The organism is Lentzea sp. DG1S-22 (assembly GCF_036321065.1).
Lineage (GTDB): Bacteria > Actinomycetota > Actinomycetes > Mycobacteriales > Pseudonocardiaceae > Lentzea > Lentzea jiangxiensis.
Map to the genome: position 1 here is coordinate 4,569,969 of NZ_CP143276.1, position 22,733 is coordinate 4,592,701.

The 22,733-nt window shown below is 69.9% G+C and carries 14 protein-coding genes, 1 tRNA gene and 1 pseudogene; 9 read left to right on the forward strand and 7 right to left on the reverse strand.

Translation table 11 applies throughout. The features are described from left to right. Positions 1-93: 93 nt before the first annotated feature. Complete coding sequence (locus V1227_RS20870) at positions 94-591, forward strand: DUF2975 domain-containing protein (protein ID WP_329787269.1); 498 nt, start codon at positions 94-96, stop codon at positions 589-591. Between the two features lie 66 nt (positions 592-657). On the opposite strand, the pseudogene V1227_RS20875 reads toward V1227_RS20870, so the two are convergent. The 4 genes and pseudogenes from V1227_RS20875 to V1227_RS20890 form a co-directional block, all read right to left on the reverse strand. After that, positions 658-5,588 (reverse strand): annotated as a pseudogene (locus tag V1227_RS20875) (NAD-glutamate dehydrogenase). Between the two features lie 348 nt (positions 5,589-5,936). Continuing rightward, positions 5,937-9,914, reverse strand: a complete 3,978-nt coding sequence (locus V1227_RS20880; RefSeq protein ID WP_329787270.1) for a hypothetical protein — start codon at positions 9,912-9,914, stop codon at positions 5,937-5,939. Between the two features lie 18 nt (positions 9,915-9,932). Then, positions 9,933-11,609, reverse strand: coding sequence for an energy-dependent translational throttle protein EttA (gene ettA / locus V1227_RS20885; RefSeq protein ID WP_236222831.1), 1,677 nt, complete (start codon positions 11,607-11,609; stop codon positions 9,933-9,935). Between the two features lie 272 nt (positions 11,610-11,881). After that, positions 11,882-12,277 carry a single-stranded DNA-binding protein gene (locus V1227_RS20890; RefSeq protein WP_329787271.1) on the reverse strand — a complete coding sequence of 132 codons (396 nt, stop codon included), beginning with the start codon at positions 12,275-12,277 and terminating at the stop codon, positions 11,882-11,884. Between the two features lie 251 nt (positions 12,278-12,528). Here V1227_RS20890 and V1227_RS20895 point away from each other — a divergent pair, with 251 nt between their 5' ends. From V1227_RS20895 to V1227_RS20905, 3 genes are read left to right on the forward strand one after another with little or no spacing between them, the layout of a single operon-like run. Next, positions 12,529-13,140, forward strand: a complete 612-nt coding sequence (locus V1227_RS20895; RefSeq protein ID WP_329787272.1) for a TetR/AcrR family transcriptional regulator — start codon at positions 12,529-12,531, stop codon at positions 13,138-13,140. Further along, the gene (locus V1227_RS20900) at positions 13,133-14,056 is read left to right on the forward strand and encodes an ATP-binding cassette domain-containing protein (RefSeq protein ID WP_329787273.1); all 924 of its coding nucleotides are present in this window, start codon (positions 13,133-13,135) and stop codon (positions 14,054-14,056) included. The genes V1227_RS20895 and V1227_RS20900 overlap by 8 nt, the downstream gene beginning before the upstream one ends. Before the next feature lie 9 nt (positions 14,057-14,065). Further along, positions 14,066-14,863 carry an ABC transporter permease gene (locus V1227_RS20905; protein WP_329787274.1) on the forward strand — a complete coding sequence of 266 codons (798 nt, stop codon included), beginning with the start codon at positions 14,066-14,068 and terminating at the stop codon, positions 14,861-14,863. On the opposite strand, the gene V1227_RS20910 is transcribed toward V1227_RS20905, so the two are convergent. Continuing rightward, on the reverse strand, positions 14,860-16,791 hold the full coding sequence (locus V1227_RS20910) for a cytochrome c oxidase assembly protein (RefSeq protein ID WP_329787275.1): 1,932 nt from the start codon (positions 16,789-16,791) through the stop codon (positions 14,860-14,862). The two genes, V1227_RS20905 and V1227_RS20910, sit on opposite strands and share 4 nt — an antisense overlap. A gap of 35 nt (positions 16,792-16,826) precedes the next feature. Here V1227_RS20910 and V1227_RS20915 point away from each other — a divergent pair, with 35 nt between their 5' ends. Continuing rightward, on the forward strand, positions 16,827-17,345 hold the full coding sequence (locus V1227_RS20915; RefSeq protein WP_329787276.1) for a hypothetical protein: 519 nt from the start codon (positions 16,827-16,829) through the stop codon (positions 17,343-17,345). Here V1227_RS20915 and V1227_RS20920 read toward each other — a convergent pair. Continuing rightward, positions 17,323-18,486, reverse strand: a complete 1,164-nt coding sequence (locus V1227_RS20920; protein ID WP_329787277.1) for an MFS transporter — start codon at positions 18,484-18,486, stop codon at positions 17,323-17,325. The two genes, V1227_RS20915 and V1227_RS20920, sit on opposite strands and share 23 nt — an antisense overlap. A 72-nt stretch (positions 18,487-18,558) precedes the next feature. On the opposite strand from V1227_RS20920, the gene V1227_RS20925 reads away from it, so the two are divergent. The 3 genes from V1227_RS20925 to V1227_RS20935 all read left to right on the forward strand — a co-directional run bounded on the left by V1227_RS20925 (position 18,559) and on the right by V1227_RS20935 (position 21,525). Further along, a complete protein-coding gene (locus V1227_RS20925; RefSeq protein ID WP_329787278.1) occupies positions 18,559-19,638 on the forward strand; it encodes a LacI family DNA-binding transcriptional regulator in 1,080 nt (359 codons plus the stop codon). 129 nt (positions 19,639-19,767) lie between these two features. Continuing rightward, a tRNA-Arg gene (locus V1227_RS20930) sits at positions 19,768-19,840 on the forward strand. 113 nt (positions 19,841-19,953) lie between these two features. After that, complete coding sequence (locus V1227_RS20935) at positions 19,954-21,525, forward strand: tyrosine-type recombinase/integrase (RefSeq protein WP_329787279.1); 1,572 nt, start codon at positions 19,954-19,956, stop codon at positions 21,523-21,525. A gap of 3 nt (positions 21,526-21,528) precedes the next feature. On the opposite strand, the gene V1227_RS20940 is transcribed toward V1227_RS20935, so the two are convergent. Continuing rightward, the gene (locus tag V1227_RS20940; RefSeq protein WP_329787280.1) at positions 21,529-22,212 is read right to left on the reverse strand and encodes an NUDIX hydrolase; all 684 of its coding nucleotides are present in this window, start codon (positions 22,210-22,212) and stop codon (positions 21,529-21,531) included. Between the two features lie 167 nt (positions 22,213-22,379). On the opposite strand from V1227_RS20940, the gene V1227_RS20945 reads away from it, so the two are divergent. Continuing rightward, complete coding sequence (locus V1227_RS20945) at positions 22,380-22,712, forward strand: hypothetical protein (protein ID WP_329787281.1); 333 nt, start codon at positions 22,380-22,382, stop codon at positions 22,710-22,712. Positions 22,713-22,733 lie beyond the last annotated feature (21 nt).

The window sequence follows — 22,733 nt, forward strand, 5'->3', positions numbered from 1 at the left end:
GCAGGGACCCTACCGCTCACGACCGCACGAACCTTCACAGGACCTCCACACGCAGCGATTGAAAGTCGATAGGCAACTCTCGATACTCGATCCATGTCTCGTGTCCTGGTGACCTTCCTGCAGGCCCTGCTCGCCATCGCGTTCCTCGGCGGGCTGTTCGCGCAGGTCGCGGTGATCCCGGCGACCGCGGCGAACGAGGTCGAGCTGTTCCCGCCCTACGAGGCCGTGAGAGTGCCGTTCGTGGTGTCCGCGATCGTCTTCGTCGCGTGTCTGCAGGTGCTGGCGGTGGCGCTGGGAGGGGTGCTGCACCGCGCGGGCGAGGGCACCGTGTTCGAGCCGGGCTCGGTCAGGTGGACGAACGTCGCGATCGCGGCCGTCGCCGCCGGCGCGCTGGTCCTCGCGTGGCTGTTCGTCTTCGTCACGTTCGCCGACATCCCGTCGCCCGCCGACGGCATGGAGGTCCTCGGGCTGTGGATGGGATCGGGCGCCGGGACGGTCGCGGCGGTCGGCGTCGCGCTGCTGGTCGTGGTCGGGCGGCAGTGGCTCCGCCGGGCGATCGACCAGCGCGGGGAACTCGACCAGGTCGTCTGACGTTCAACTGGCACCGGGGCGCCGCGAAGGGGATTTCGCGGCGCCCCGGTTCGTGCTCAGTCCGTACTACCTGACCATGCTCCGCACCTGGCGGGCGGCGACGGACAGGGTCGCCAGGTCCAGCTGGTGGACCCGGTTGATCTCCTCCAGCGCACCGCGCGAGCGGGCCAGGCGGGAAGCGTTGGCCTGCTCCCACTTGGAGATCTTCTCGGTCGCCGTGTCGCCCTCGTCGCTCGCCCTCAGCACGTCGAGGGAGATCGCCCGCAGCGACGAGTAGAAGTCGTCGCGCAGGGCCAGGCGGGCCAGGGCGTGCCAGCGGTTGCCGCGCTCCAGGCTCGTCACCGAGTCCAGCATGTGGTCGATGTCGAGGTGGTCGGACAGCGCGAAGTACAGCTCGGCCGTCTCGCGGTGCGTGCGCTCCGGACCCGCGCCGCCGGTCGGGCCGAACTCGCGCTCGGCCAGCTCGGCGATCTCGGTGACGTCGAGCAGCCCGTACATGTACAGCAGCGCGGCCACCTTGCGGGCCAGCTCGGCCGGGACGCCCTGCTCGACGTACCGGTCCGCCTTGTCCGCGACCACGGCCAGTTCCTTGCCCTGCAGCAGGTCGAAGGCGTACGGGCTCAGCTCCTCGACCACGCCGCGGAAGCGGTTGATCGCGGAGCCGACCGCGAGCGGCTGCGGGCGGTTCGACAGCAGCCAGCGGGACGCGCGGTCGAGCAGCCGGCGGGTCTCCAGGACCATGCTGTCCTGCACGTCCGTCGGCACCACGGTGTCCAGCGCCTCGATCTCCCGCCAGATCGACGGCAGGTCGAAGACCTGGGTGACGACGGCGTACGCGCGGACCGCGTCCGTCGCCGACGCGCTCATCTCCTCGGCCAGGCGGAAGGCGTAGGAGATGCCACCACCGTCGACGACCTCGTTCACCACGACGGTCGTGATGATCTGCCGCGCCAGCGGGTGGTTCGGGATCTCCGCGCCGAACCGCTCGCGCAGCAGGCTCGGGAAGTAGTCCGGGAGCTTGCGGGTGAAGGTGTCGATCGTCGGGATGTCGCTCGCGAGCAGCTCTTCCTTCAGCGTGAGCTTCGTGAACGCGAGGAGCGTGGCGAGCTCCGGCGAGGTGAGGCCCTCGCCGTTCTTCTCCAGCGCCTTGAACTCCGCGGCGCTCGGCAGGGCCTCCAGCTTGCGGTTGAGGGCCCCGCGCGCCTCCAGGTCGGCCGTGAGACGCGCGTGCACCGACAGCATCGAAGCGGCGTGCGCCCGGCTGACGCCGAGGACGCTGTTCTGCGAGTAGTTGTCCGCCAGCACGAGCTCGCCGACCTCGTCGGTCATCTCGGCGAGGACCTCGTTGCGCTGCTGCTGCTCCAGCGAACCCTCGCGGACCAGGTGGTCCAGCAGGATCTTGATGTTGACCTCGTGGTCGGAGCAGTCGACGCCCGCGGAGTTGTCGAGCGCGTCGGTGTTGACCTTGCCGCCGCCGCGCGCGAACTCGATGCGGCCGCGCTGGGTGAGGCCCAGGTTGCCGCCCTCGCCGATGACCTTGACGCGCAGCTCGTTGCCGTCGACGCGGATCGAGTCGTTCGCCTTGTCGCCGACGTCGGCGTGCGACTCGGTCGACGCCTTGACGTACGTGCCGATGCCGCCGTTCCAGAGCAGGTCGACCGGCGCGAGCAGGATCGCCTTCTTGAGCTCCGGCGGGGACAGCTTCTCGACTCCCTCGGGCAGGCCCAGTGCGGCGCGGGCCTGCTCGGAGATCGGGATCGACTTGGCCGTCAGCGGGAAGACGCCGCCGCCCTCGCTGATCAGCGAGCGGTCGTAGTCGTCCCACGACGAGCGCGGGACGTTGAACAACCGCACCCGCTCGGCGAACGAGGTGGCCGCGACCGGGTTCGGGTCGATGAAGATGTGCCGGTGGTCGAACGCGGCCACGAGCCGGATGTGCTCGGACAGCATCATGCCGTTGCCGAACACGTCACCGGACATGTCGCCGATGCCGACGACGGTGAACTCCTCGGTCTGCGTGTCCACGCCGAGCTCGCGGAACGAGCGCTTCACGCTCTCCCACGCGCCCTTGGCCGTGATGCCCATGGCCTTGTGGTCGTAGCCGATCGAGCCACCGGACGCGAACGCGTCGCCCAGCCAGAAGCCGTAGCTCTGGCTCACGCCGTTCGCGATGTCGGAGAACGTCGCGGTGCCCTTGTCCGCCGCCACGACCAGGTAGGTGTCGTCGCCGTCGTAGCGCACGACCTGCGACGCGGGCACGACCTCGTTGTTGATCAGGTTGTCGGTGAGGTCGAGCAGGCCCGAGATGAACATCTTGTAGCAGGCGATGCCCTCGGACATGAAGTTCTCGCGGTCGATGCCGGGGTCACCGGTCGCCGGGATCGGGCGCTTGACGACGAAGCCGCCCTTGGCGCCGACCGGCACGATCACCGCGTTCTTCACGGCCTGCGCCTTGACCAGGCCGAGGATCTCCGTGCGGAAGTCCTCGCGGCGGTCGGACCAGCGCAGGCCACCGCGCGCGACGCTGCCGAAGCGCAGGTGCACGCCCTCGACCCGGGGCGAGTACACGAAGATCTCGAACTTCGGCCGCGGCTGCGGCAGGTCCGGGATCGCCTGCGGGTCGAGCTTGACCGACAGGTACGGCCGGGCGTTGCCGTCGGCGTCGCGGAAGAAGTAGTTCGTCCGCAGCGTGGCGTTGATCAGCGTGAGCAGGCTGCGCAGGATCCGGTCCGCGTCGAGGCTCGTCACGTCGTCGATCAGCTTGCCGGTCTCGACGACCATCGTCTCGGTGCGGTCGGCGCGCGTCGCGTCGTCCAGGCGCGGGTCGAACCGGGACTCGAACAGCGCCACCAGCGCGATCGCCACGCTCGTGTGGCCGAGCACGGCGTCCTCGATGTAGTCCTGCGAGTACGGCGTGCCGGCCTGGCGCAGGTACTTCGCGTACGCGCGCAGCATCGCGGCCTGTTGCCAGGTGAGCCCGGCCTGCAGCACCAGCGAGTTGAACCGGTCGACCTCGGCCTCGCCCCGCCAGACCGCGGCGAACGCGTCCTGGAAGCGCACCCGCACGTTGTCGAGGTCTTCCTCGGACAGCTGCGCGAGCGCGGCCTTGTCGATGCGCAGGCCGAAGTCGTAGATCCAGCACTGCACGCCGTCTTCGCGGGCGATCTCGTACGGCCGCTCGTCGACCACGATGACGCCCATGCGCTGCAGCATCGGCAGCACGTCGGACAGGGTGATGCCCTCACCGGTCACGAACAGCTTGAAGCGCCGCTCCCCGGCTCGGCGTTGTCCGGCACGTAGAACACCATGTCGAGGTCGCCCTCGGCGAGCCGCTCGATGCGGCGGTAGTCCTCGAGACCGGTGGAGGCGGGGAAGTCCTCCTTGTAGGCCTCCGGGAAGACCGCGGCGAACCGCTGGCCCTGCTCCGTGGCCGACTCGGCGCCGTCGCCGCCGACCGCCTCGACCATGCGGTCATCCCAGCTGCGGACGGCCTCGGCGAGCTTGGCCTGGATCGCGTGGACGTCCGGCTCCAGCGTGCGCGCCGGGTCCGTGTGCACCATGAAGTGCACGCGGGCCAGGGCGGACTCGCCGATGCGCGCGCTGTATTCGAGGCTCAGGCCGCCGAGCTCGGCGAGCAGCACCTCCTGCATCGCGAGGCGGCTCGTCGTCGTGTAGCGGTCGCGCGGCAGGTAGACCAGGCACGAGAAGAAGCGGCCGAACGGGTCGCGGCGCAGGAACAGCCGCAGCCGGCGGCGTTCCGCGAGCGCGATGACGCCCGTGGTCGTCTGGTAGAGCGTGTCCGCGTCGACCGAGAACAGCTCGGTGCGCGGGTAGTTCTGGATCACCTCGAGCATCCGCTGGCCCGAGTAGGACTGCAGCGGGAAGCCCGCGCGGTGGATGACCTCGCGCACGCGGCGCTCGATCACCGGGATGTCGAGCACGTCCTCGTGCAGCGCGGTGGTGCTGAAGATGCCCAGGAAGCGGTGCTCGCCGGAGACGTTGCCCTCGGCGTCGAACGTCTTCACGCCGACGTAGTACGGGTAGACGCTGCGGTGCACGCTGCTCTGCGCACTCGCCTGCGTGAGCACCAGCAGGTCGGGGCTGAGCGCCTGCGCGCCGTTGTCCGGGCCGGCGGTGAGGCTGCGCGCGGCGAGGCTGTCCTGGCGCAGCACGCCCAGGCCGCTCGCGAGCACGGCCCGCAGAGCCGGTTCGCCGTCCTCGTGCACCAGCTCGTACTGCCGGTAGCCCATGAACGTGAAGTGCCCGTCCGCCAGCCACTGGAGCAGCTTCGCGCCGTCGGTGGTGGACTCCGACGCGTCCTTCTCGAGCTCGCCGGCCAGCTGCAGCGCCGTGGCGACCATGCGGTCGGTGTCCTCGACGACCTCGCGGACGTCGGTCAGCACCGCCTGCAGCCGGGTCTCGAGCTCGCGGGCGCGGCCGGGGTCGGTGATGAGGTCGACCTCGATGTTCATCCACGACTCGGCCAGCGCGTCCGCGGGCGGATCCGCCGGGTCGGCCGCCGGCAGCACCTCCGTGCGCTCACCGGTGACCGGGTCGCGCCGCACCACGACGATCGGGTGCACGACGCGCTGCACCTGCACGCCCGCCCGCGTGAGCTCGGACGCGACCGAGTCCACGAGGTACGGCATGTCGTCGGTGACGACCTGCACGACGGTGACAGGGCACTGCCACCCGTCGGCGCTGCGCGTCGGGTTGAGGATGCGCACCGCGGCGCGTCCGGGGACGCGGCTCTCGGCGAGCTGGTAGTTCGACCGCACCGCTCCGACCAGGTCCACCGGGTCGTCGTCGTTGACTTCCTCGGCGGGCACGTGGCGGTAGAAAAGGCGGATCAGGTCTGCGAGTTCGGGGGCATTGGCGGCGGCCCGTTCGATCAGCTCGTCACGGACCTGCTCAGGACTGGCCGTTCGACTGCCATCAGCCGCGGCAGGGGCCGCGGAGACGTCGTCGGTTCGGGTCGGGGCTCCAGTCGAGGTCATCTTCAGGCGACTCCACGCTATCCGGCACCTCTGTGTGCCGGGTCCGACCCCACCCTAGATGGGGCGGTGGCCGTCAACGGCAACGGGAGGGGCTCTGACGGACCACTGAATCGAGGCTGAATCGAGTCACATCCTCAGTGGCGGCAACACTTTCAGGCACCACCGCTCCGTCGGCCCGCCACCGGCTCAACCCCGAGAGCCGGCTCGCGCGAGCCACCGATCCGGTGACACACAACCGATCATCGGCCGGTGGGGGGACCGGCCTCCGACCACCTACCCGTCCGCGGCGGGCCGCTAAGCCCACCGCGGACGAGTTGGGCAAGTCTTGAGGTGTGGCGCTGGCCACCCTCACGCTCCGGGCAACGTCCAGCCGGGGCCTTCCGCCCCAAAGCGCCGGATCGGACCCGTGGTCTCGTTGTCCGGCGCGACACCGACCGGCACGATCGGCCCGGTCTTCTCCTGCTCGGCCTCCGGCGCGCTCCCGACCGGCTGCGCCGAGCCGAACGCCTGCGGTGACCCGAAGGAGGGCGTGACCGGGGTGGCTGAGCCGGGACTCGTCCCCGTGTCCGCCACCGGCTGCGTGCCGAAGGAGGGGCTGGACGGGAAGGCGTCCGGGACAGGCGTCTCCGGAACGGGCCTGCGCCGCCTGCCGAAGGCGAGGTCCGCTCCGGAAGCCCCGTCCGACGACGGCGCTTCCGGGTTCGGCGACGTGCCGGCCTCCTGCGAGCGGGAGTACCGGCCCGGCTGGAAGTAGCTGTCCGAGCTCGGCGCGACCTCCGACCCGAACGGCTTCTCCTGCCCGAGCGCGGCCGAGCCGGGCAGCGTCTGGACCGCAGCGTCCTGCTGCACACCGAACCCCGTGACCGGCTCGGCCTCGGCCGCCGGCTTCTGCTCCACACCGGACGCCTCCCCCGACGGCTGCTCCGCGGGGGGTTCCGCTGCCGACCAGCCGGCCGGGCTCAGGTCCGACGCCTCGAACTGCTCCTCGTCGGACCGGCGGCCCGTCTCGTACGCGACCAGCGCTTCGGCCAGCAGGTCGGCGAGGCTCATCTCGCTCGGACGACGACGGCTGCTCGGCCGGCCCGTCCTGTCTCCCGCTTCGGCGGGCGGGGCGTCCGCACCGGTCCCGTGGCCCGCGTCCGGCCCGGCCGGCGAGCCGGGTTCGGTGGCGAAGAAGTCGTACTCCACGGCGGACTCCGGCTCGTCGGCCGTCGCGGGGCCGGATCCGGTCGCCGGCCCCTCATCCGGCTGCGGGTCGAAGTCCGGTCGCGCGTTGAACGACGACGGCGTGGCGAAGGCCGACTGGGTGCCGAAGCTGCTCTGCGTGCCGAAGGTCTGCGTGCCGAAGCTCGGCTGCGTGCCGAAACCCGCCCGGTCCCCGAAACCGGTCTGGGTGCCGGAGGCCGGCTGGGGCTGGTCGGGCCTGCGCACCGGGACCGTCGGGACGTCGCCGGAGTCGTCCTCCACGTCCGCCGAGCTCAGGAAGGTGCTCGTCATCAGGTCCGGTTGCGGGGACGGCGGGACCTCCTCCGGTTCCGGCACGGCCGGAACCGGGTCGGGGGTCGGGGGCAGCGGCGCGGGGTCCGGCTCCGGCTGCTGGTCCGGGTGCTCCGGCGCGGCGGGGAGGGACGCCTCCGGCTCCGGCTTCGGCTTCGGCTTCGGCGCGTTGAGGTCCAGCAGGCTGAAGTCGAGGTCCGGGAGCCTGCGCTCGTCCGGATCGGGGACCGCGGGAAAACCGTCCGCCGGGGTGTGCGGCGGGAACGCCGGCTCGTCGAGGTGGGGACCGAAGTCCGGAGCCGCCGGGGCCCGGGAGAACGCGGCCGACAGGCCGGGACGCGCGTGGTGGTCCGACGAGCCCGGGATCGCGGAGCGGTCCTGAGACGGGGACTCCGCGGACGGCTCGTCCCGGCGCAGGCTCGTCGGCGGCTCGACGCGCCACGACGGAATCCCGGCCCGCGACTCGGGCCGGGATTCCGGCTCGGCCTCGCGGGCCCGCCTCCGGCCGCCTGCCCGCAGGCCCTGGGCCTTGAGCATGTCCAGCACGCTTTCCTGCTGGGGCTGGGCGGCCTCGTCGCGAGCGGGAGCCTCCGCACGGGCGGCGGCCTCCCGTTCCCCGGCGCGGCGCGCGACCTCCTGGTGCGCCGCCTCCTGGCGGGCGACGTCGCGGCGAACCGCTTCCAGTCGTGCGGCCTCGCGCCTGGCCTCCTCCTGGCGGGCGGCTTCCTGCCGGGCGGCTTCCAGGCGCGCTGCTTCCTGCCGGGCGGCCTCCAGGCGGGCGGCCTCTAGGCGGGCCGCTTCCTGACGTTCGGCCTCCAGGCGCGCTGCCTCCTGCCGGGCGGCCTCCAGGCGGGCCGCTTCCTGGCGGGCGGCCTCTTGGCGTTCAGCCTCCAGGCGGGCCGCCTCCTGGCGCGCTGCCTCCAGGCGGGCGGCCTCCTGCCGGGCCGCTTCCTGCCGGGCGGCCTCCCGGCGCGCGGCCTCCTGCTCGGCCGCTTCCTTGCGCGCCGCCTCGAGCCGGGCGGCTTCCTGGCGTTCGGCCTCCTGGCGCGCGGCCTCCTCGGCGGCACGGGCCTCGCGTTCGGCCTGGGCGCGCTGTTCGGCGCGGGCCTGCCGTTCCTCCTCGATCTGACGGCGGGCCTCGCGCTGCAGCTCCATGAGCTGCTGCTCGACCTTGCGCTTGCGTTGCTGCTCGACGGTCAGCTGCACCTGCGGTGCGGGCGGCTGCGGTGCGGGCTGTTCGGGAGCGGGCGGCTCGGAGGCCGGCGGCGCGGCGGGGGGAGGGTCGGTCGCGACGGGGATCTCGGCAATGGTGGTCGGGCGGTCGTCGATCTCGCCGGCGGCCACGCGGGCGGCGCGGCGGCGGCCGCTCACCATGGCACCGGCGGAGGCGATCAGGCCGGAGGCGGGGACCGTTCGCTCCGAGGACGACGGGGAGGCAGGGGTGGGGGAGGGAGAGGAAGGCAAGGATGCGGGTGGCGGTTCCACGGGTTCCGGGGTCTTGTCATCGGGCTCGCCGAACGGCTGGACCATGCGCCACCGGTCGGCGGCGTGTTGTCGTGCCGCGGACAAACCCTCCACGGTCATGTCTTCGGCAGCGCGCCGGGCGCGCTTGACCTTCAGCCCATCGCCCTTGCGGACCTGGACGGGGCGCCACTGCCGGAGTTGTTGCTTCAGGGCGGCGGGCAGAACGCCGTCGGTGGCCACCTGCGCGCCCTCGACCGGGCGGAGCAGACCGGCCAGCTGCTGGTGCAGGTCGGCCGGCTGGCGGTGCACACCGGAGAACTCGGCGGCGAGCCGGGCGCGCACCGCGTAGACGGCGCGGGCACGGCGGCGTTCGGCGGCGTGGGCGGAACGCAGGTTGGTCAGCGCGTCGGCCAGGTCGCCGGACACCTCGTTCACGTGGGCCAGCGCGAGCAGGCTCTCGGCCAGCAACGTGTCGAGCTGGTGGCGTTCGGCGCTCACCGCGGCTTCGCGCAGCATCTGGCGGGCCAGTGCGACGCGGCCTGCCGGGAGGTGCACGCGCGTCGCCAGGGCCAGGCGCAACCAGCCCGTCGTGGACGCCGACGGAGCGCGCACCGGGAGGTGGAGCAGCGGGTCGCCGGCCTCGCTCGCGTCGTGCAGGCGGTTCGCGTCCATCAACGCGAGCACCAGCTCGAGCGTGAGGTGGCCGACGCCCTGGCCGCTGTCCGCGGCCGGGTCGGAGAACCTGCTCAGCAGGTCCAATCCTTCGCGTGCGGCACCGATGGCGGCGGCGATGTCGCCCCACCGCCGGTGCTGCGCGGCCTGCACCGCGCGGATCAGCCCGCGCAGCAGCAGGCGTGTGTCCTCGTCGAGCGTCGTGTCGGCGACGTAGAGCTGGTCCGCCTCGGCGAGAGCCCGCGCGGGCTCGTCGCCGCGGCCGACCGTGACGAGGCATTCGCTGGCCTGGACCAGAGCGGAGGCCCGCAGTTCGGCGGGCACGTCCGGCGCTTCCAGCACCGGCATGACCGCCGCGAACCCCGTCAGCGGAGCGCCCACGGAGCGCGCGCACGCCGCCAGCTCGACCCGCAGCAGCCACCCGGTCTCGTGCTCACCGGCGGCCTCGGCCGCCTTCAGGGCGTCGAGCGCCCGGTCGGCGAAGCGGACGCCGCGGCCCACGCGGTTGCCCGCGAAGACCACGAGCGCCTCCGCCCGCAGGCGGTCGGCCTCGTCGCGGCGGGTCGAGGCGAGCGCGACCGCGCGCTCGCCCAGCACCAGAGCGAGCTCCGGTGCGCGCCAACGCAGCATCCAGGCGGGCACGACCAGCGTGCTCACCTCGACGTTCGCCTGCGTCTCGCCCCTCGCCGCCACGACGTCGCCGTTGCCCTCTCAGTCCCGTGTCAGCTTGCGGTACGTGACACGGTGCGGCCTCGCGGCGTCCGCACCCAGGCGCTCGAGCTTGTTCTTCTCGTAGCCCTCGAAGTTGCCCTCGAACCAGTACCACTTCGAGGGGTCCTCGTCCGTGCCCTCCCACGCGAGGATGTGCGTGGCGACGCGGTCGAGGAACCACCGGTCGTGCGAGATCACGACGGCGCAGCCGGGGAACTGCTCGAGAGCGTTCTCCAGCGAGCCCAGGGTCTCGACGTCCAGGTCGTTGGTCGGCTCGTCCAGCAGGATCAGGTTGCCGCCGAGCTTGAGCGTGAGCGCGAGGTTCAGGCGGTTGCGCTCACCACCGGACAGCACGCCCGCGGGCTTCTGCTGGTCCGGACCCTTGAACCCGAACGCGCTGACGTACGCGCGGGACGGCATCTCGACGTTGCCGACGTGGATGTAGTCGAGCCCGCCGGACACGACCTCCCACACCGTCTTCTTCGGGTCGATGCCGCCGCGGTTCTGGTCGACGTAGGACAGCAGGACCGTGTCGCCGACCTTGACGTCGCCCTCGTCCGGCTTCTCGAGCCCGACGATGGTCTTGAACAGCGTCGTCTTGCCGACGCCGTTCGGGCCGATGACGCCGACGATGCCGTTGCGCGGCAACGTGAACGACAGGTCGTTGATCAGGACCCGGTCGCCGAAGCCCTTCTTGAGCTTGTCGACCTCGACCACGACGTTGCCCAGACGCGGGCCCGGCGGGATCTGGATCTCCTCGAAGTCGAGCTTGCGGGTCTTCTCGGCTTCGGCCGCCATCTCCTCGTAGCGGTCGAGACGCGCCTTGGACTTGGCCTGGCGGGCCTTGGCGCCGGAGCGCACCCACTCGAGCTCGTCCTTGAGGCGCTTCTGCAGCTTCTGGTCCTTCTTGCCCTGGACCGCGAGACGCTCGGCCTTCTTCTCCAGGTAGGTGGAGTAGTTGCCCTCGTACGGGTGGGTGCGGCCGCGGTCGATCTCGAGGATCCACTCGGCCAGGTTGTCGAGGAAGTACCGGTCGTGGGTCACGGCGAGCACGGCGCCGGCGTACTGCGCGAGGTGCTGCTCCAGCCACAGGACGCTCTCCGCGTCCAGGTGGTTGGTGGGCTCGTCGAGCAGCAGCAGGTCGGGCTTGCTCAGCAGCAGCTTGCACAGCGCGACGCGGCGGCGCTCACCACCGGAGAGCTTGGTGACGTCGGCGTCCGGCGGCGGGCAGCGCAGGGCGTCCATCGCCTGCTCCAGCTGGGAGTCGAGGTCCCACGCGTCGGCGTGGTCGAGCTCCTCCTGGAGCTTGCCCATCTCCTCCATCAGCTCGTCGGAGTAGTCGGTCGCCATCAGCTCGGCGATCTCGTTGAAGCGGTCCAGCTTCACCTTGATCTCGCCCAGGCCCTCCTGGACGTTGCCGAGGACGGTCTTCTCCTCGTTGAGCGGCGGCTCCTGCTGCAGGATCCCGACGGTGTAGCCGGGCGACAGGTACGCCTCGCCGTTGTTGGGCGTGTCCAACCCCGCCATGATCTTGAGCACGCTCGACTTGCCGGCGCCGTTGGGACCGACCACACCGATCTTCGCGCCGGGGTAGAACATGATCGTGACGTCATCGAGGATGACCTTGTCACCGTGCGCCTTGCGCACCTTTTTCATGGTGTAGATGAACTCGGCCATGGCGGCGATCGTAGAGCGGTGCCCGGAGGCTCCTGACCTCGGTCGCCGAGTAGCCCGCGTCCGGCCTCGGACAGAGGGTCACGCGACTCGGTGACCTGCTCGTTCCGTTCGAACGTGAACGACCCTCGGCGATCGGGCCTGGGTGGTCCCGACCTACGAGCTTCCCTCCTTCTTCGTGGTTCGCGGTACGCACATCTTGTCCGGCGGTGGTGTCCGATCGGGTGGGTTCCCGAACTACCGCCGCTCGTTTGCCCCGAACGGCTCAAGCCCGCTCAGAACGGGACCGGCTCCTCGGCCGGGTCGTCGGCGACGCGCGGTTCAACGAGCGGGGCGGCGCCCAGTGACTGCACTCGGCTCAAATCCAGTCCGACGTGTGCCGCGTCGACGTTGAACGACTGCCGTTTCACGTCGTCCTTCTCGTAGGTGCGGATGCGCAGCTTGCCGTGGACGATCACAGGATCACCTTCGGACAGCGTGGTCTTCACGCTGTCGGCCAGCTTGCGCCAGCACCACACCCCGAGCCACAAGGTCTCGCCGTCCTCCCACTCGCCGAGCGCCGTGTTGTACCGGCGTTCGGTCGAACTGATCCGGAAGAACGCGTTCGTCTTGCCGTCCTCGCCGTGCTTGTACGTGATGTCGCTGACGACAGTGCCAACAACGGTGATCATGGTGGAATTCCAGGACATCGGGCTCGCCTCCAGGTCGCAGGTTCCGGTCCAGAGTGCTCCGGGGGTGGCTGGGGCGGGCCGGGCATGCGCGGATCTGTGGATTACTCGCGGGTTGTGGACAGGTCGAGATCTTGGAGCGCCTCGAACAGCGGAATCGTCGGGGTCGTGTGCTAGTGCGGCGCTGGAGCCGCGCGAGTGAGTGAGCGCCCACTCATTGACATGAGTGAGTGCTCACTCATAAGGTGGCGGACGTGCCAGAGGAACCACGCCGCCGCCGCGCCCCCGCGATGAGCCCGGAGGACCGCCGCGAAGCGATCGTCCAGGCCGCGCTTCCGCTCGTCGTGAAGGCCGGCGCGAACGTCACCACCAGCCAGATCGCCGCCGCGGCCGGGATCGCGGAAGGCACGGTGTTCCGCGTCTTCAAGGACAAGGCGGAGCTGCTCGACGCGTGCATCCAGCGCGCGCTGCACTCCGACGAGGAGGTCGCCCGCCTCGGGGCGATCCCGGCGGACGTGCCGCTGGAGGAACGGCTGACCGCGGGCGTGGCGGCGTTCAGCGGCTACCTCGACCGCATGTGGGGCGTCATCGGCGCGCTGCGCGAGTCCGGCTACCACCCGCGCGACGAGGACCACAGCAAGCACAAGGGGCCGCCGGTCGGCATGCAGCAGCTGACCGACGCCGTCGCCGGGCTGTTCGGCGACGCGGACCTGCGCGTCAGTCCCGACCTCGCCGGGCGGATGTTGCTCGGCGCCGTCTTCACGAACCGCATGGGCACGGGCTTCGGCGAGACCACCGCCGAACCCGCCGCCATCGTGGAGCTGTTCCTGCACGGAGCACTCCGACCAGGGGGAACAGATGACTGAGCTCATGATCGAAGCCCACGAGGTGGGCAAGAAGTTCGGCGACGTGAACGCGCTCGACGGCGTGAGCGTCACCGCGAAGAAGGGCTCGGTTCTCGGCCTGCTCGGCCACAACGGAGCCGGCAAGACCACGTTGGTCAACGTCCTCACCACGATGCTGCCGCCGTCCGGTGGCAGCGCGAAGGTCGCCGGGTTCGACGTGGTGAAGCAAAGTCACGAGGTCCGCAGCCGCATCGGCCTCACCGGCCAGTTCGCCGCCGTCGACGAGCAGCTCAGCGGCCACGACAACCTCGTGCTGATCGCGCGGCTGCTCGGCGCGAGCCGCCGGCAGGCCCACCAGCGCGCGGACGACCTGCTGGAGCAGTTCGACCTCACCGACGCCGCGAAGCGCAACGCCAAGACCTACTCGGGTGGCATGCGGCGGCGCCTCGACCTGGCCGCGTCGCTCGTCGGCAACCCCGAGGTGCTGTTCCTGGACGAGCCGACGACGGGACTCGACCCGGCGAGCCGCCTCGCGATGTGGGAGATCGTCGAGAAGCTCGTCGCGGACGGCACGACCGTGCTGCTCACGACCCAGTACCTCGACGAGGCCGACCGGCTCGCCGACTCGATCACCGTGCTGTCCCACGGCAAGGTCGTCGCGTCCGGCACCTCGACCGAGCTGAAGGCCCAGGTCGGCCAGCGCACGGTGACGGTCACGCTCGACACCGCGTCCGATGTGGACACCGCGGTGCGGGCCATCTCCGCCGTCGGGCTCACGCCCGTCGCGGAAGGCCTCACGCTCACGACCCCCGTCAGCGCGTCACGCGACCTTGCGACGGTCGTGCGCGCGTTGGACGACAACGGCTTGGAGGCGCACGAAATCGGCCTCAAAGAGCCCACTCTGGACGACGTCTACCTCACGCTCGCCGCGAACTAGGGGGAAATCATGGCGACTTTGACCTGGCACGGCAGCAGCTACCCGATGCAAGTCCTCGTGCTGACCGGCCGCTCTCTGCGTGCGCTGCTGCGCACGCCCGCGCTGGTGTTCTTCAGCATCCTGCAACCGTTGATCATGCTGACGCTGTTCAGCCAGATCTTCGGCAGCATCACCTCCACGGCGAACTTCCCGCCGGGCATGAGCTACATCAACTTCCTGCTGCCCGCGATCCTCGTGAACACCGCGATGCAGTCCTCTCTCGCGTCCGGCATCGGGCTCGTGCAGGACATGTCGAACGGTGTGCTCGCACGGTTCCGTTCGCTGCCCATCCGCCCGAGCACGGTTCTGCTGGCACGCAACCTGTCCGACGCGGTCCGCACCGCGTTCCAGCTCGTGCTGATGATCGCGTTCGGCGTCCTGGTGTTCGGCTTCCGCCCGGACGGCGGCATGGCCGGCACCCTGGCCGCCCTGGGCCTCGCGCTGGTCGTCGGATGGGCGCTGAGCTGGGTGTTCATCGCGATCGCCGCGTGGGTCCGCAAGGCGGAGCTGATGCAGACCGTCGGCTTCCTGGCGATGTTCCCGCTGATGTTCGCGTCCAGCGCGTTCGTGCCGGTCACCGGTCTGCCCGGCTGGCTGCAGGCGATCGCGAAGGTCAACCCGCTGACCTACGCGGTCGACGCCGCCCGCAGCCTGGCGCTCGCCCACCCGGTCACCGGGGTGGCCGGAGCGCTGCTCACGAGCGGCGTGATCGCCCTGGTGGGCGCGTTCTTCGCGGTCCGCGGCTTCCGCCGGCCGCTGTCGGTCTAATCCTTCCCGGCCATCTTGCGCAGCATCGCGTTGTAGGCCTCGAGGTCGGCGTCGCCATCGGCGTCGGCCTTGCGGTCCAGCCGTTTCGCGTCCCGGCCGTCCTGCCGCGCCCACTGCGTGAGCAGGGCGACCATGACCACCAGCAACGGGATCTCCCCCGCCGCCCAGGCGATGCCGCCGCCGAGCCGCTGGTCCTCCAGCAGGTTCTGCACCCACGGCAACGCCAGGCCGCGGTAGAACTGCTCGCCGATGACGGTCGCGGAGCTCATCAGCACGACGCCGAAGAACGCGTGGAACGGGATCGACGCGAACAACAGCCCCAACCGCCCGAGCGGCGGCAGCTTGTTCGGTGACGGGTCCACGCCGATCACGGGCCAGTAGAAGACATAGCCGGCGAGGATGAAGTGGGCGTTCATCGCGAGGTGCGCCCAGTGGAACGGCAGCGCGGCCTCGAACAGCCCCGAGAAGTAGAGCGCGTAGAAGGACCCGACGAACAGCGCCAGCGCCACGAACGGGTTCGTCAGCAGGCGCGCGACCGGTGAGTGCACGAAGGCCAGCACCCACTCGCGCGGTCCCGGCACCTCCTTGTTGACCGGCAGCGCGCGCAACGCCAGCGTGACCGGCCCGCCCAGGACGAACAGGATCGGGGTCAACATGGACAGCACCATGTGGGCTTCCATGTGCACGCTGAACATCGCCGGTGAGTACCGGCCCATGCCCGACGACGTCGCGAACAGCAGCGTGAAGCAGCCGCACAGCCACGCGACCGTGCGTCCTACGGGCCACCTGTCACCGCGCTTGGTCAGCCTGCGCACGCCCAGGACGTAGAGCAGCGCGAGCGCCAGGGCGGCGGTGCCGAAGATCAGGTCGAAGCGCCAGTCGAAGAGGATGCTCGCGAGGGTCGGCGGGCCGTCGAGGTCGTAGCCGATCGCGATCTCCACGCGGCTGGGCAGCTCGACGCTGCCGCCGGGCGGAGGCGTGCGGGCCAGCGCCACGGCCAGGCCGATCGTGAACATCATCAGCAGGAACTCGACGCCGGCGAGCTTGAGCAGCGCGTGCGGCCTGCCGTCGACCACGCCCTTGACGCCGCGTTCGCGCTGGAAGTAGCCGAACACGCCGAGCAGCAGCAGGCAGGCGAGCTTGCCCAGCGTCAGCCAGCCGTAGGTGGACGTCACGAGATCGGTCGGCGTGATGCGCACGAGGGCGTTCACCACGCCCGAGACGGCCATCACGATCCAGCTGACCAGCGCGATCTTCGAGAACCTCGTGGTGGCCAGCGGGAGGTGAGCGCCGCCACGCCTGCCGTGCGCCAGCAACGCGACGAGGCCGCCCACCCACAGCACCGCGGCGATGAGGTGGAACAACAGGCTGTTCGTCGCCATGTCGTGCGACCCGCCCGACGACGAGTGGCCGGTGACCGCAGCCGGGACGAGCGCGAAGATCGCGCCGAACAGCAGGACCGTCGTCCATCCCCACGAGAGCACCAGGCGGCAGCCGAGTGCGAGCAACGCCACGATGATCGCCGTCAGCATCCACGCCTTGGACTGCTCCAGCAGCATCGCCGTCGCCATCATCTGGCTGAAGCTGAACGAGCTCACGGGACGGTCGATCGCGGCCGCTGTGTTGAACGGCACGGACAACAAGGCGCCAACGAGCCACACCAGCGCGAACCACCCGGCTGTGCGCATCGCGGCGTAACCGTCCGCTGCGAGAGTGCCGGACTTCTGCGGTGGTACGAGGAAAGCCGCCAACAACAACGAGCCGATGGTCACCACCGCACCCGTCTCGGTCAGCACGCGCACGATGAGCAGCCCTGCCGGAGGGTTGCTCTCGAACGAGCTGAGCGCGACGGCGGCGAGGGCCGCCACCGCGAAGCCGATGACGACGAGGGGCACCAAACCCGTTCTGGTGGAGCGTTCGATTGGCACGTCATGGAGCCTACGACCCTCTAGTGTTGCCCCGTGTGAGCCGTTCTCTCCTGCTGCTGCTCGTGGCGCTCTCCGTGGCCGGCTGCGCCTACCGCGTCCAGGGCGAACCCATCGCGGCGCCGCTGCCGCCGCTGGCCATCGAGAAGCCGCGCAAGACCGCGGGCGTCGACCCGTGCGCGCTGGTGACGGAGAAGGACCTCAAGCCGGTCGGAACGCTCAGGTTCAACCCCGTGCCGCGCCCGGAGATGGCGAACTCGTGCCTCTACACGCTCAAGGAGAACGCATACGTGCTGGTCGCGGTGCCGTACCGGTCGTTCGACGAGTCGAAGAGGATCCAGAAGGACGGCCGCGCGGTCGAGACGGGCAAGCACGCCACGTGGCTGAGCTGCGGCCAGGAGGCCAAGGACATGGTGTGCACCGCCACCATCGCCGTGACGCGCGAGGAGTCGCTGCTGGTCGCCATCGGCATCGGCGGCGGCGCCACGGAGGCCAAGGCGCGCGACTCGCTGGCGCCGATCGCCCAGGAAGCGCTCAAACGGATGCCGTCCGCCTAGCCGCACGCCTGGCCAGCAGGGTCGCCGGGATGATCAGCGCGGTGACCAGCGCCACGAACCCGAGCGACACCACGAGAGAGCTGACGTGGGCAAGGCCACCCACGATCGGCGGCCCGGCGAGGAACCCGGTGTAGGCGATGGTCGTCACCAGTCCGAGCTGACGCTCGCCACCGCTGCCGTCCGCGCGCTTGCCGGTCTCGCTGGCCAGGTCCATGACGACCGGGAACGAGAACGCGAGCCCCAGGCCGGCCAGACCGAACCCGGCGTACCCGGCGGCGGGGTGCGGGACGAGCACCGCGAGCGCCAGTCCCGCCGCGGCGAGGCCACCGCCCGCGGCGAGCAGGCGGTGAGGACCGAGCTTGCGCTGGATCGGTTCGCCGAACCACCGTGCGAGCCCCATAGTGACCGAGAAACCGGCATAGGCGTATGCACCCGCTGCGTCGCCCATGCCCCGCTCACGGACCATGAACAGCGCCGACCAGTCCGCCGCCGCCCCCTCCGCGATAGCGCTGCACAGCGCGACGCTCGCCAACAGCCAGAGGACCGGGCTCTTGAGCACGTTCTCCCGTTCGGAGACTTCTTCCCTGTGCCGCTCCCCTACGCCACCGGGAATGCTCTTCGCGATGAGCGCGGTCACCACAAGGCCTACGAACGCCGCGAGAAGGAAGTGCCTCATAGGCGTCCAATGCGCCTGAGCGGCGGCGGCGCTGCCCAACGACCCGATGAGCCCGCCGACGCTGAACCCGGCGTGGAACTGCGGCATCAACGGCCTCTGCAGGCTGCGAACGACCACAACCGCCGCGACGTTCATCGACACGTCCATCGCGGCGATGCTCGCGCCCAGTGCCACCAGGCTCAGCCCAAGTTGCAGCGGTGACTCCGACAGCGCGAGCACGGGCAGAAGCAACGGACTGAGGAGACTGCTCGCTATCAGCACGCCACGCGACCCGTAGACCGCGCAAATCCGTGCCGCCAGCGGCGCCGTCACCGCGAGCCCGACGCTCGCCCCGAGCAGCGCGAGCCCGAGACTGCCCACCTCTGCGCCGACCTGCCCGGCGAGCGCGGGCACACGGGCGGCCCAGGTGCCGAACACAGCGCCGTTCAAGAGGAACACGACGAACGTGGCCAGACGTGGGGACATGCGTCCCAGCATGACTGAAGCGCTTCAGCAGCGCCAGCGGTAGAGGTGCGATCTCTCGCATACGATGCGTCCGTGGACTCCGACCGCCGACGCAGGCCGACGCTGGACACCGTCGCCGCGGCCGTGGGGGTCTCGAGGGCAACGGTGTCGAACGCGTACAACCGCCCGGACCAGCTCTCGTCGTCGCTGCGCGAACGCATCCTCGAAACGGCGCGCTCCCTGGGCTACGCGGGCCCCGACCCGGTCGCCCGCTCCCTGGCCACCCGCTCGTCCGCGGCCGTCGGCTTCATGCTGCCCCAGGGCCTGTCCGGCGCCTTCTCCGATCCGGCGCTGTCGATCGTGCTCGACGGCCTCGCCTCCACCGTCGACGGCCACGACCACAGCCTGGTCCTGATGCCGGGCAACTCCACCGGCGGCCCGCGCCCGTCGATCGTCGCGCGGGCCCAGGCGGACGTCATGGTCGCCTACTCGCTCCCGGACTCCGCCCCGGCCCTCGACGCCGTGGCGGCCCGCGGCCTGCCGCTGGTCGTGATCGACCAGCCCGTCCTGCCGGACTCCGCGCGGGTGGAGGTCCAGGACTACGCCGGCACGTGCGCCGCGGCCTCACACCTGCTCCACCTCGGCCACACCCGCTTCGGCATCCTGACCTTCGCCCTGCACCCGGACGGAGCATCGGGCCCGGTCTCGCAAGAGCGCCGTTCGGACGTGCCGTTCCGCGTGAGCCGGGACCGCCTGGGCGGCTACCTCGACACTTTGGAAAAAGCCGGGGTGAAACCGGACAATGTTCCGGTGTGGGAGGCCCGCGGCAGTGACCGCGAACTCGGACGGCTGGGCGCGCGGTGGTTGCTCACCCGCGAGCCCCGCCCGAGCGCCTTGCTGTGCACGTCGGACCAATTGGCCTTCGGCGCCCTGCAAGCGGCCAGGGACCTGAGCCTCACCGTCCCGGACGACATCTCCGTCATCGGCTTCGACGACGTCCCCGAGGCGGCCTACAGCGACCCACCGTTGACTACGGTGCGTCAACCCCTGGCCGACAAGGGCCGCCGAGCCGGCGAACTGGCCCTGAAATTACTGGCCGGCGGCAGACCACCCCGGCCGACGAGACTCGACGTTTCCCTCGTGGAGAGAGCCTCGACGGCCCGCCAGACGTGATCCGCGTCACGTTTAGGCCGTTTTCATCACCCATTTGGTCGTAGGGCGGAAACGGTCGATCGACTCCGGACGATGTGTCCGGTGGGGGCATCGGTGGCCACAGTTCGTGGCCGTCTGCGCACCCCTCCAGCCTCTGTAGCTCAGTGGAGAGAGCGAGGGACTTCTAATCCCGAGGTCGCAGGTTCGAATCCTGCCAGGGGCGCTGGAAAACAAGGCCGCTGACCTGCATAGACAGGTCAGCGGCCTTCTTCGTTCTTGATCTTAGGCCGCTTCAGTGGAGCCACACGTGGAGCCAACCTGCCCTACCGTGGCTCTATGGCCCCTCGGAAGACACCCTCCAAGCCCAAGCAGCGGGGCGAGATCCTCCCGCTCCCCAGCGGCTCGCTGAAGGTGCGGGTCTACGCCGGGAAGGACCCGATCACGGGTAGGAAGAACTTCCTGACAGAGACCATCCCGCACACACACCCGGAGCTTCAGAAGGAAGCTGAGCGGGTTCGCACGAGGTTCCTCAACCAGGTCGACGAGCAGCGCAACCCTCGCACCAACGCGACGGTTGACGCGCTCTTGGACGAGTACCTGGGAAAGATCAACGTCGATAAGAGCACGCGCATCGGCTATGAGGGCAAGATCCGGAACCACATCCGGCCGCTGATCGGTCACCTCAAGCTCTCCAAGCTCGACGCTCACGCCATCGACACCTTCTACGCGACGTTGCGCGCGTGCCGCGCCCACTGCGGCGGCAAGGGCAACTTCATCGAACATCGCACGAAGCGGCAGCACGTCTGCAACGAGAAGTGCAAGAAGCACGTGTGCCGCGGCTTGGACGTTTCGACCATCCGGCAGATCCATTCAATCCTCGGCGGAGCCCTGAAACGTGCCGTCAAGTGGGACTGGCTCAGGATCAACCCGCTGAACCAGGCCGAGACTCCCCCCACTCCGACGCCCAACCCCCATCCGCCGGAGCCCGAAGAAGCGGCAGCCGTCGTCAGCGCGGCCTTCCGAGACTTCGCGTGGGGCACTTTTGTCTGGCTGACGATGGTCACGGGAGCGCGGCGTGGCGAGATGTGTGCGCTCCGGTGGGATCTCCTCGACCTGGACCGGGCCGTTCTCCAGATCAAGACGAGCATCGGACAAGAGGGCAAAGAGACCTGGGAGAAGGACACCAAGACCCATCAGCAACGCCGCATCGCTCTGGACGCGGAAACCATCGCGTTGCTCCGCGCGTACCGACAGCAGTGCGAAGACAAGGCGGCCGAGTTCGCACAGAAGCTCAAGCGGGATGGTCGGATCTTCTCGAACTCGATCGACCACAGCACCTATTGGAAGCCTGACACGGTTTCGCAGCGCTTCTCCCGTCTCTGCGAGAAGCTGGAGATCGACACCGACCTTCACTCACTGCGCCACTACTCGGCCACTGAACTCATCAGTGCAGGCGTGGACCCGCGAACCGTCGCCGGACGCCTGGGACACGGCGGCGGTGGCGCCACGACGCTGCGGGTGTACTCCGCCTGGGTCTCGGAGGCAGATCAGCGCGCGGCCGGAAACCTTCGCGGCCGCATGCCGACCATGCCGGTTTCCATCGACGTCGATGGTTCGGCGACCAGCACAATGGAGCCCGAAATCCGGGGTCCCTACCAACAAATCGCCGCTGATCTGCGCGGCGCGATCGTGTGCGGCGCGCTGAAGCCTGGGGACAACATCCCGACCGTCGTCGAACTCTGCCAGCGCTACAACGTGGCAGCGGGAACGGCGAACCGCGCGGTCGCCGAACTGAAGGCAGACGGACTCGTCACGGCAAGTCGTGGCAAGCGCGCGGTAGTGGCGCCGTTGAGTGAGTCGAGCTTCGCGAACGTCGTCAGCTTGAAGAACAGGCGCGCGAACAAGTAGCCGCTACAGGTCCAGCGCCTTCAACACCGGCCGGTAGATGCGTTCGGCTGGAATGAGACCGATCAAGCTCGACTTGTCCACCCACTGCACGTCCGCGTTCTCGAACGCGTCAACGTTCTTGGCCGCGCCGGCGACGTAGTCGCAGAGCACGTATTCGCAGAGAACCTGTGTCGCCGGGTGCAGCCTCGTCCCCAGTCCCCCACGCACGACGCAGTGAACATCCGTCTCACTGAGCGTCTCGCGCACGGCGATCGTCTCTGGTGCCGCGCCAGGCTTGACCATTCCCGCCGGAAACTGCCATCCGGCCGATCCATCGTCACCACGGCGACGCACGACCAACACCTCTGAACCCCTCAGCACGACCGCTATCGCTACCCGCAACGGGTGCACGGCCGTGTGCGCGTCCGGCTGCTGAGGTGGCGACAGCAGCTCGGCTATCGAGAGACCGAAGATGCGTTCGAGCAACCGGGCGTTGGCAGGCCGCACCGGCCCCAGCGGCGTTCCGTCCTTCCGCACTCCGGCGACCAGCCGTAGGAGATGCCGCACGCTGAGCGTGCCCGGCTCGTCGTGCTCGCGCGCGAAGTCCGTCGCGAACTCGACGAACTCCTCGTAGGTCAACTGTCGCGCCTTGATCTGTTCTTCGAGCACGGTGCGGGCAGGTGTCGCCGTCAACGTCTTCGCGGTCATCCCGACCTCCCCACCACCAGTGGCGCTCAAACGGCGCACTCATGGCATCCGCATGTCATGTTCAGGTGCCCGGATCAACGTCAGGCTTGATTTCAGTCTGGCACAGACCTCTGCGCAACGGGTCTTTCGAGTGCCTCCTTCACGCGGACAGAGGCGGGTGGGTAACGGTGTGGAGTGAACTGGCGAAGGACGCGGGCGGAATCGCCCTGTTCTTGATCTGGCTCGTGTTGCCGCTGGTGTACGTGATTGCGCTCGGTCGCCGATACGTCCGGCTGGCACGAGAAGCGGCGCAGGAAGCAACGTGGGCAAGCGAGGAGGTCCAGGACGTCTTGGACGACCTCCAAGCCGCCGAATGTCCGGACGAGGCCACTCATCCCGTCATACCGGCCGCGCGTACCGAGGACACCCAGGAACTCACCCCGGTCCAGCCGCCCAGCACGGGCGGCAGGCATCGGCTCGGCGAATCACGGCTCCGCGAGGTGGCGTCGTGCCAGAGGTGAACCGCACGGTTCTTCTCGTGC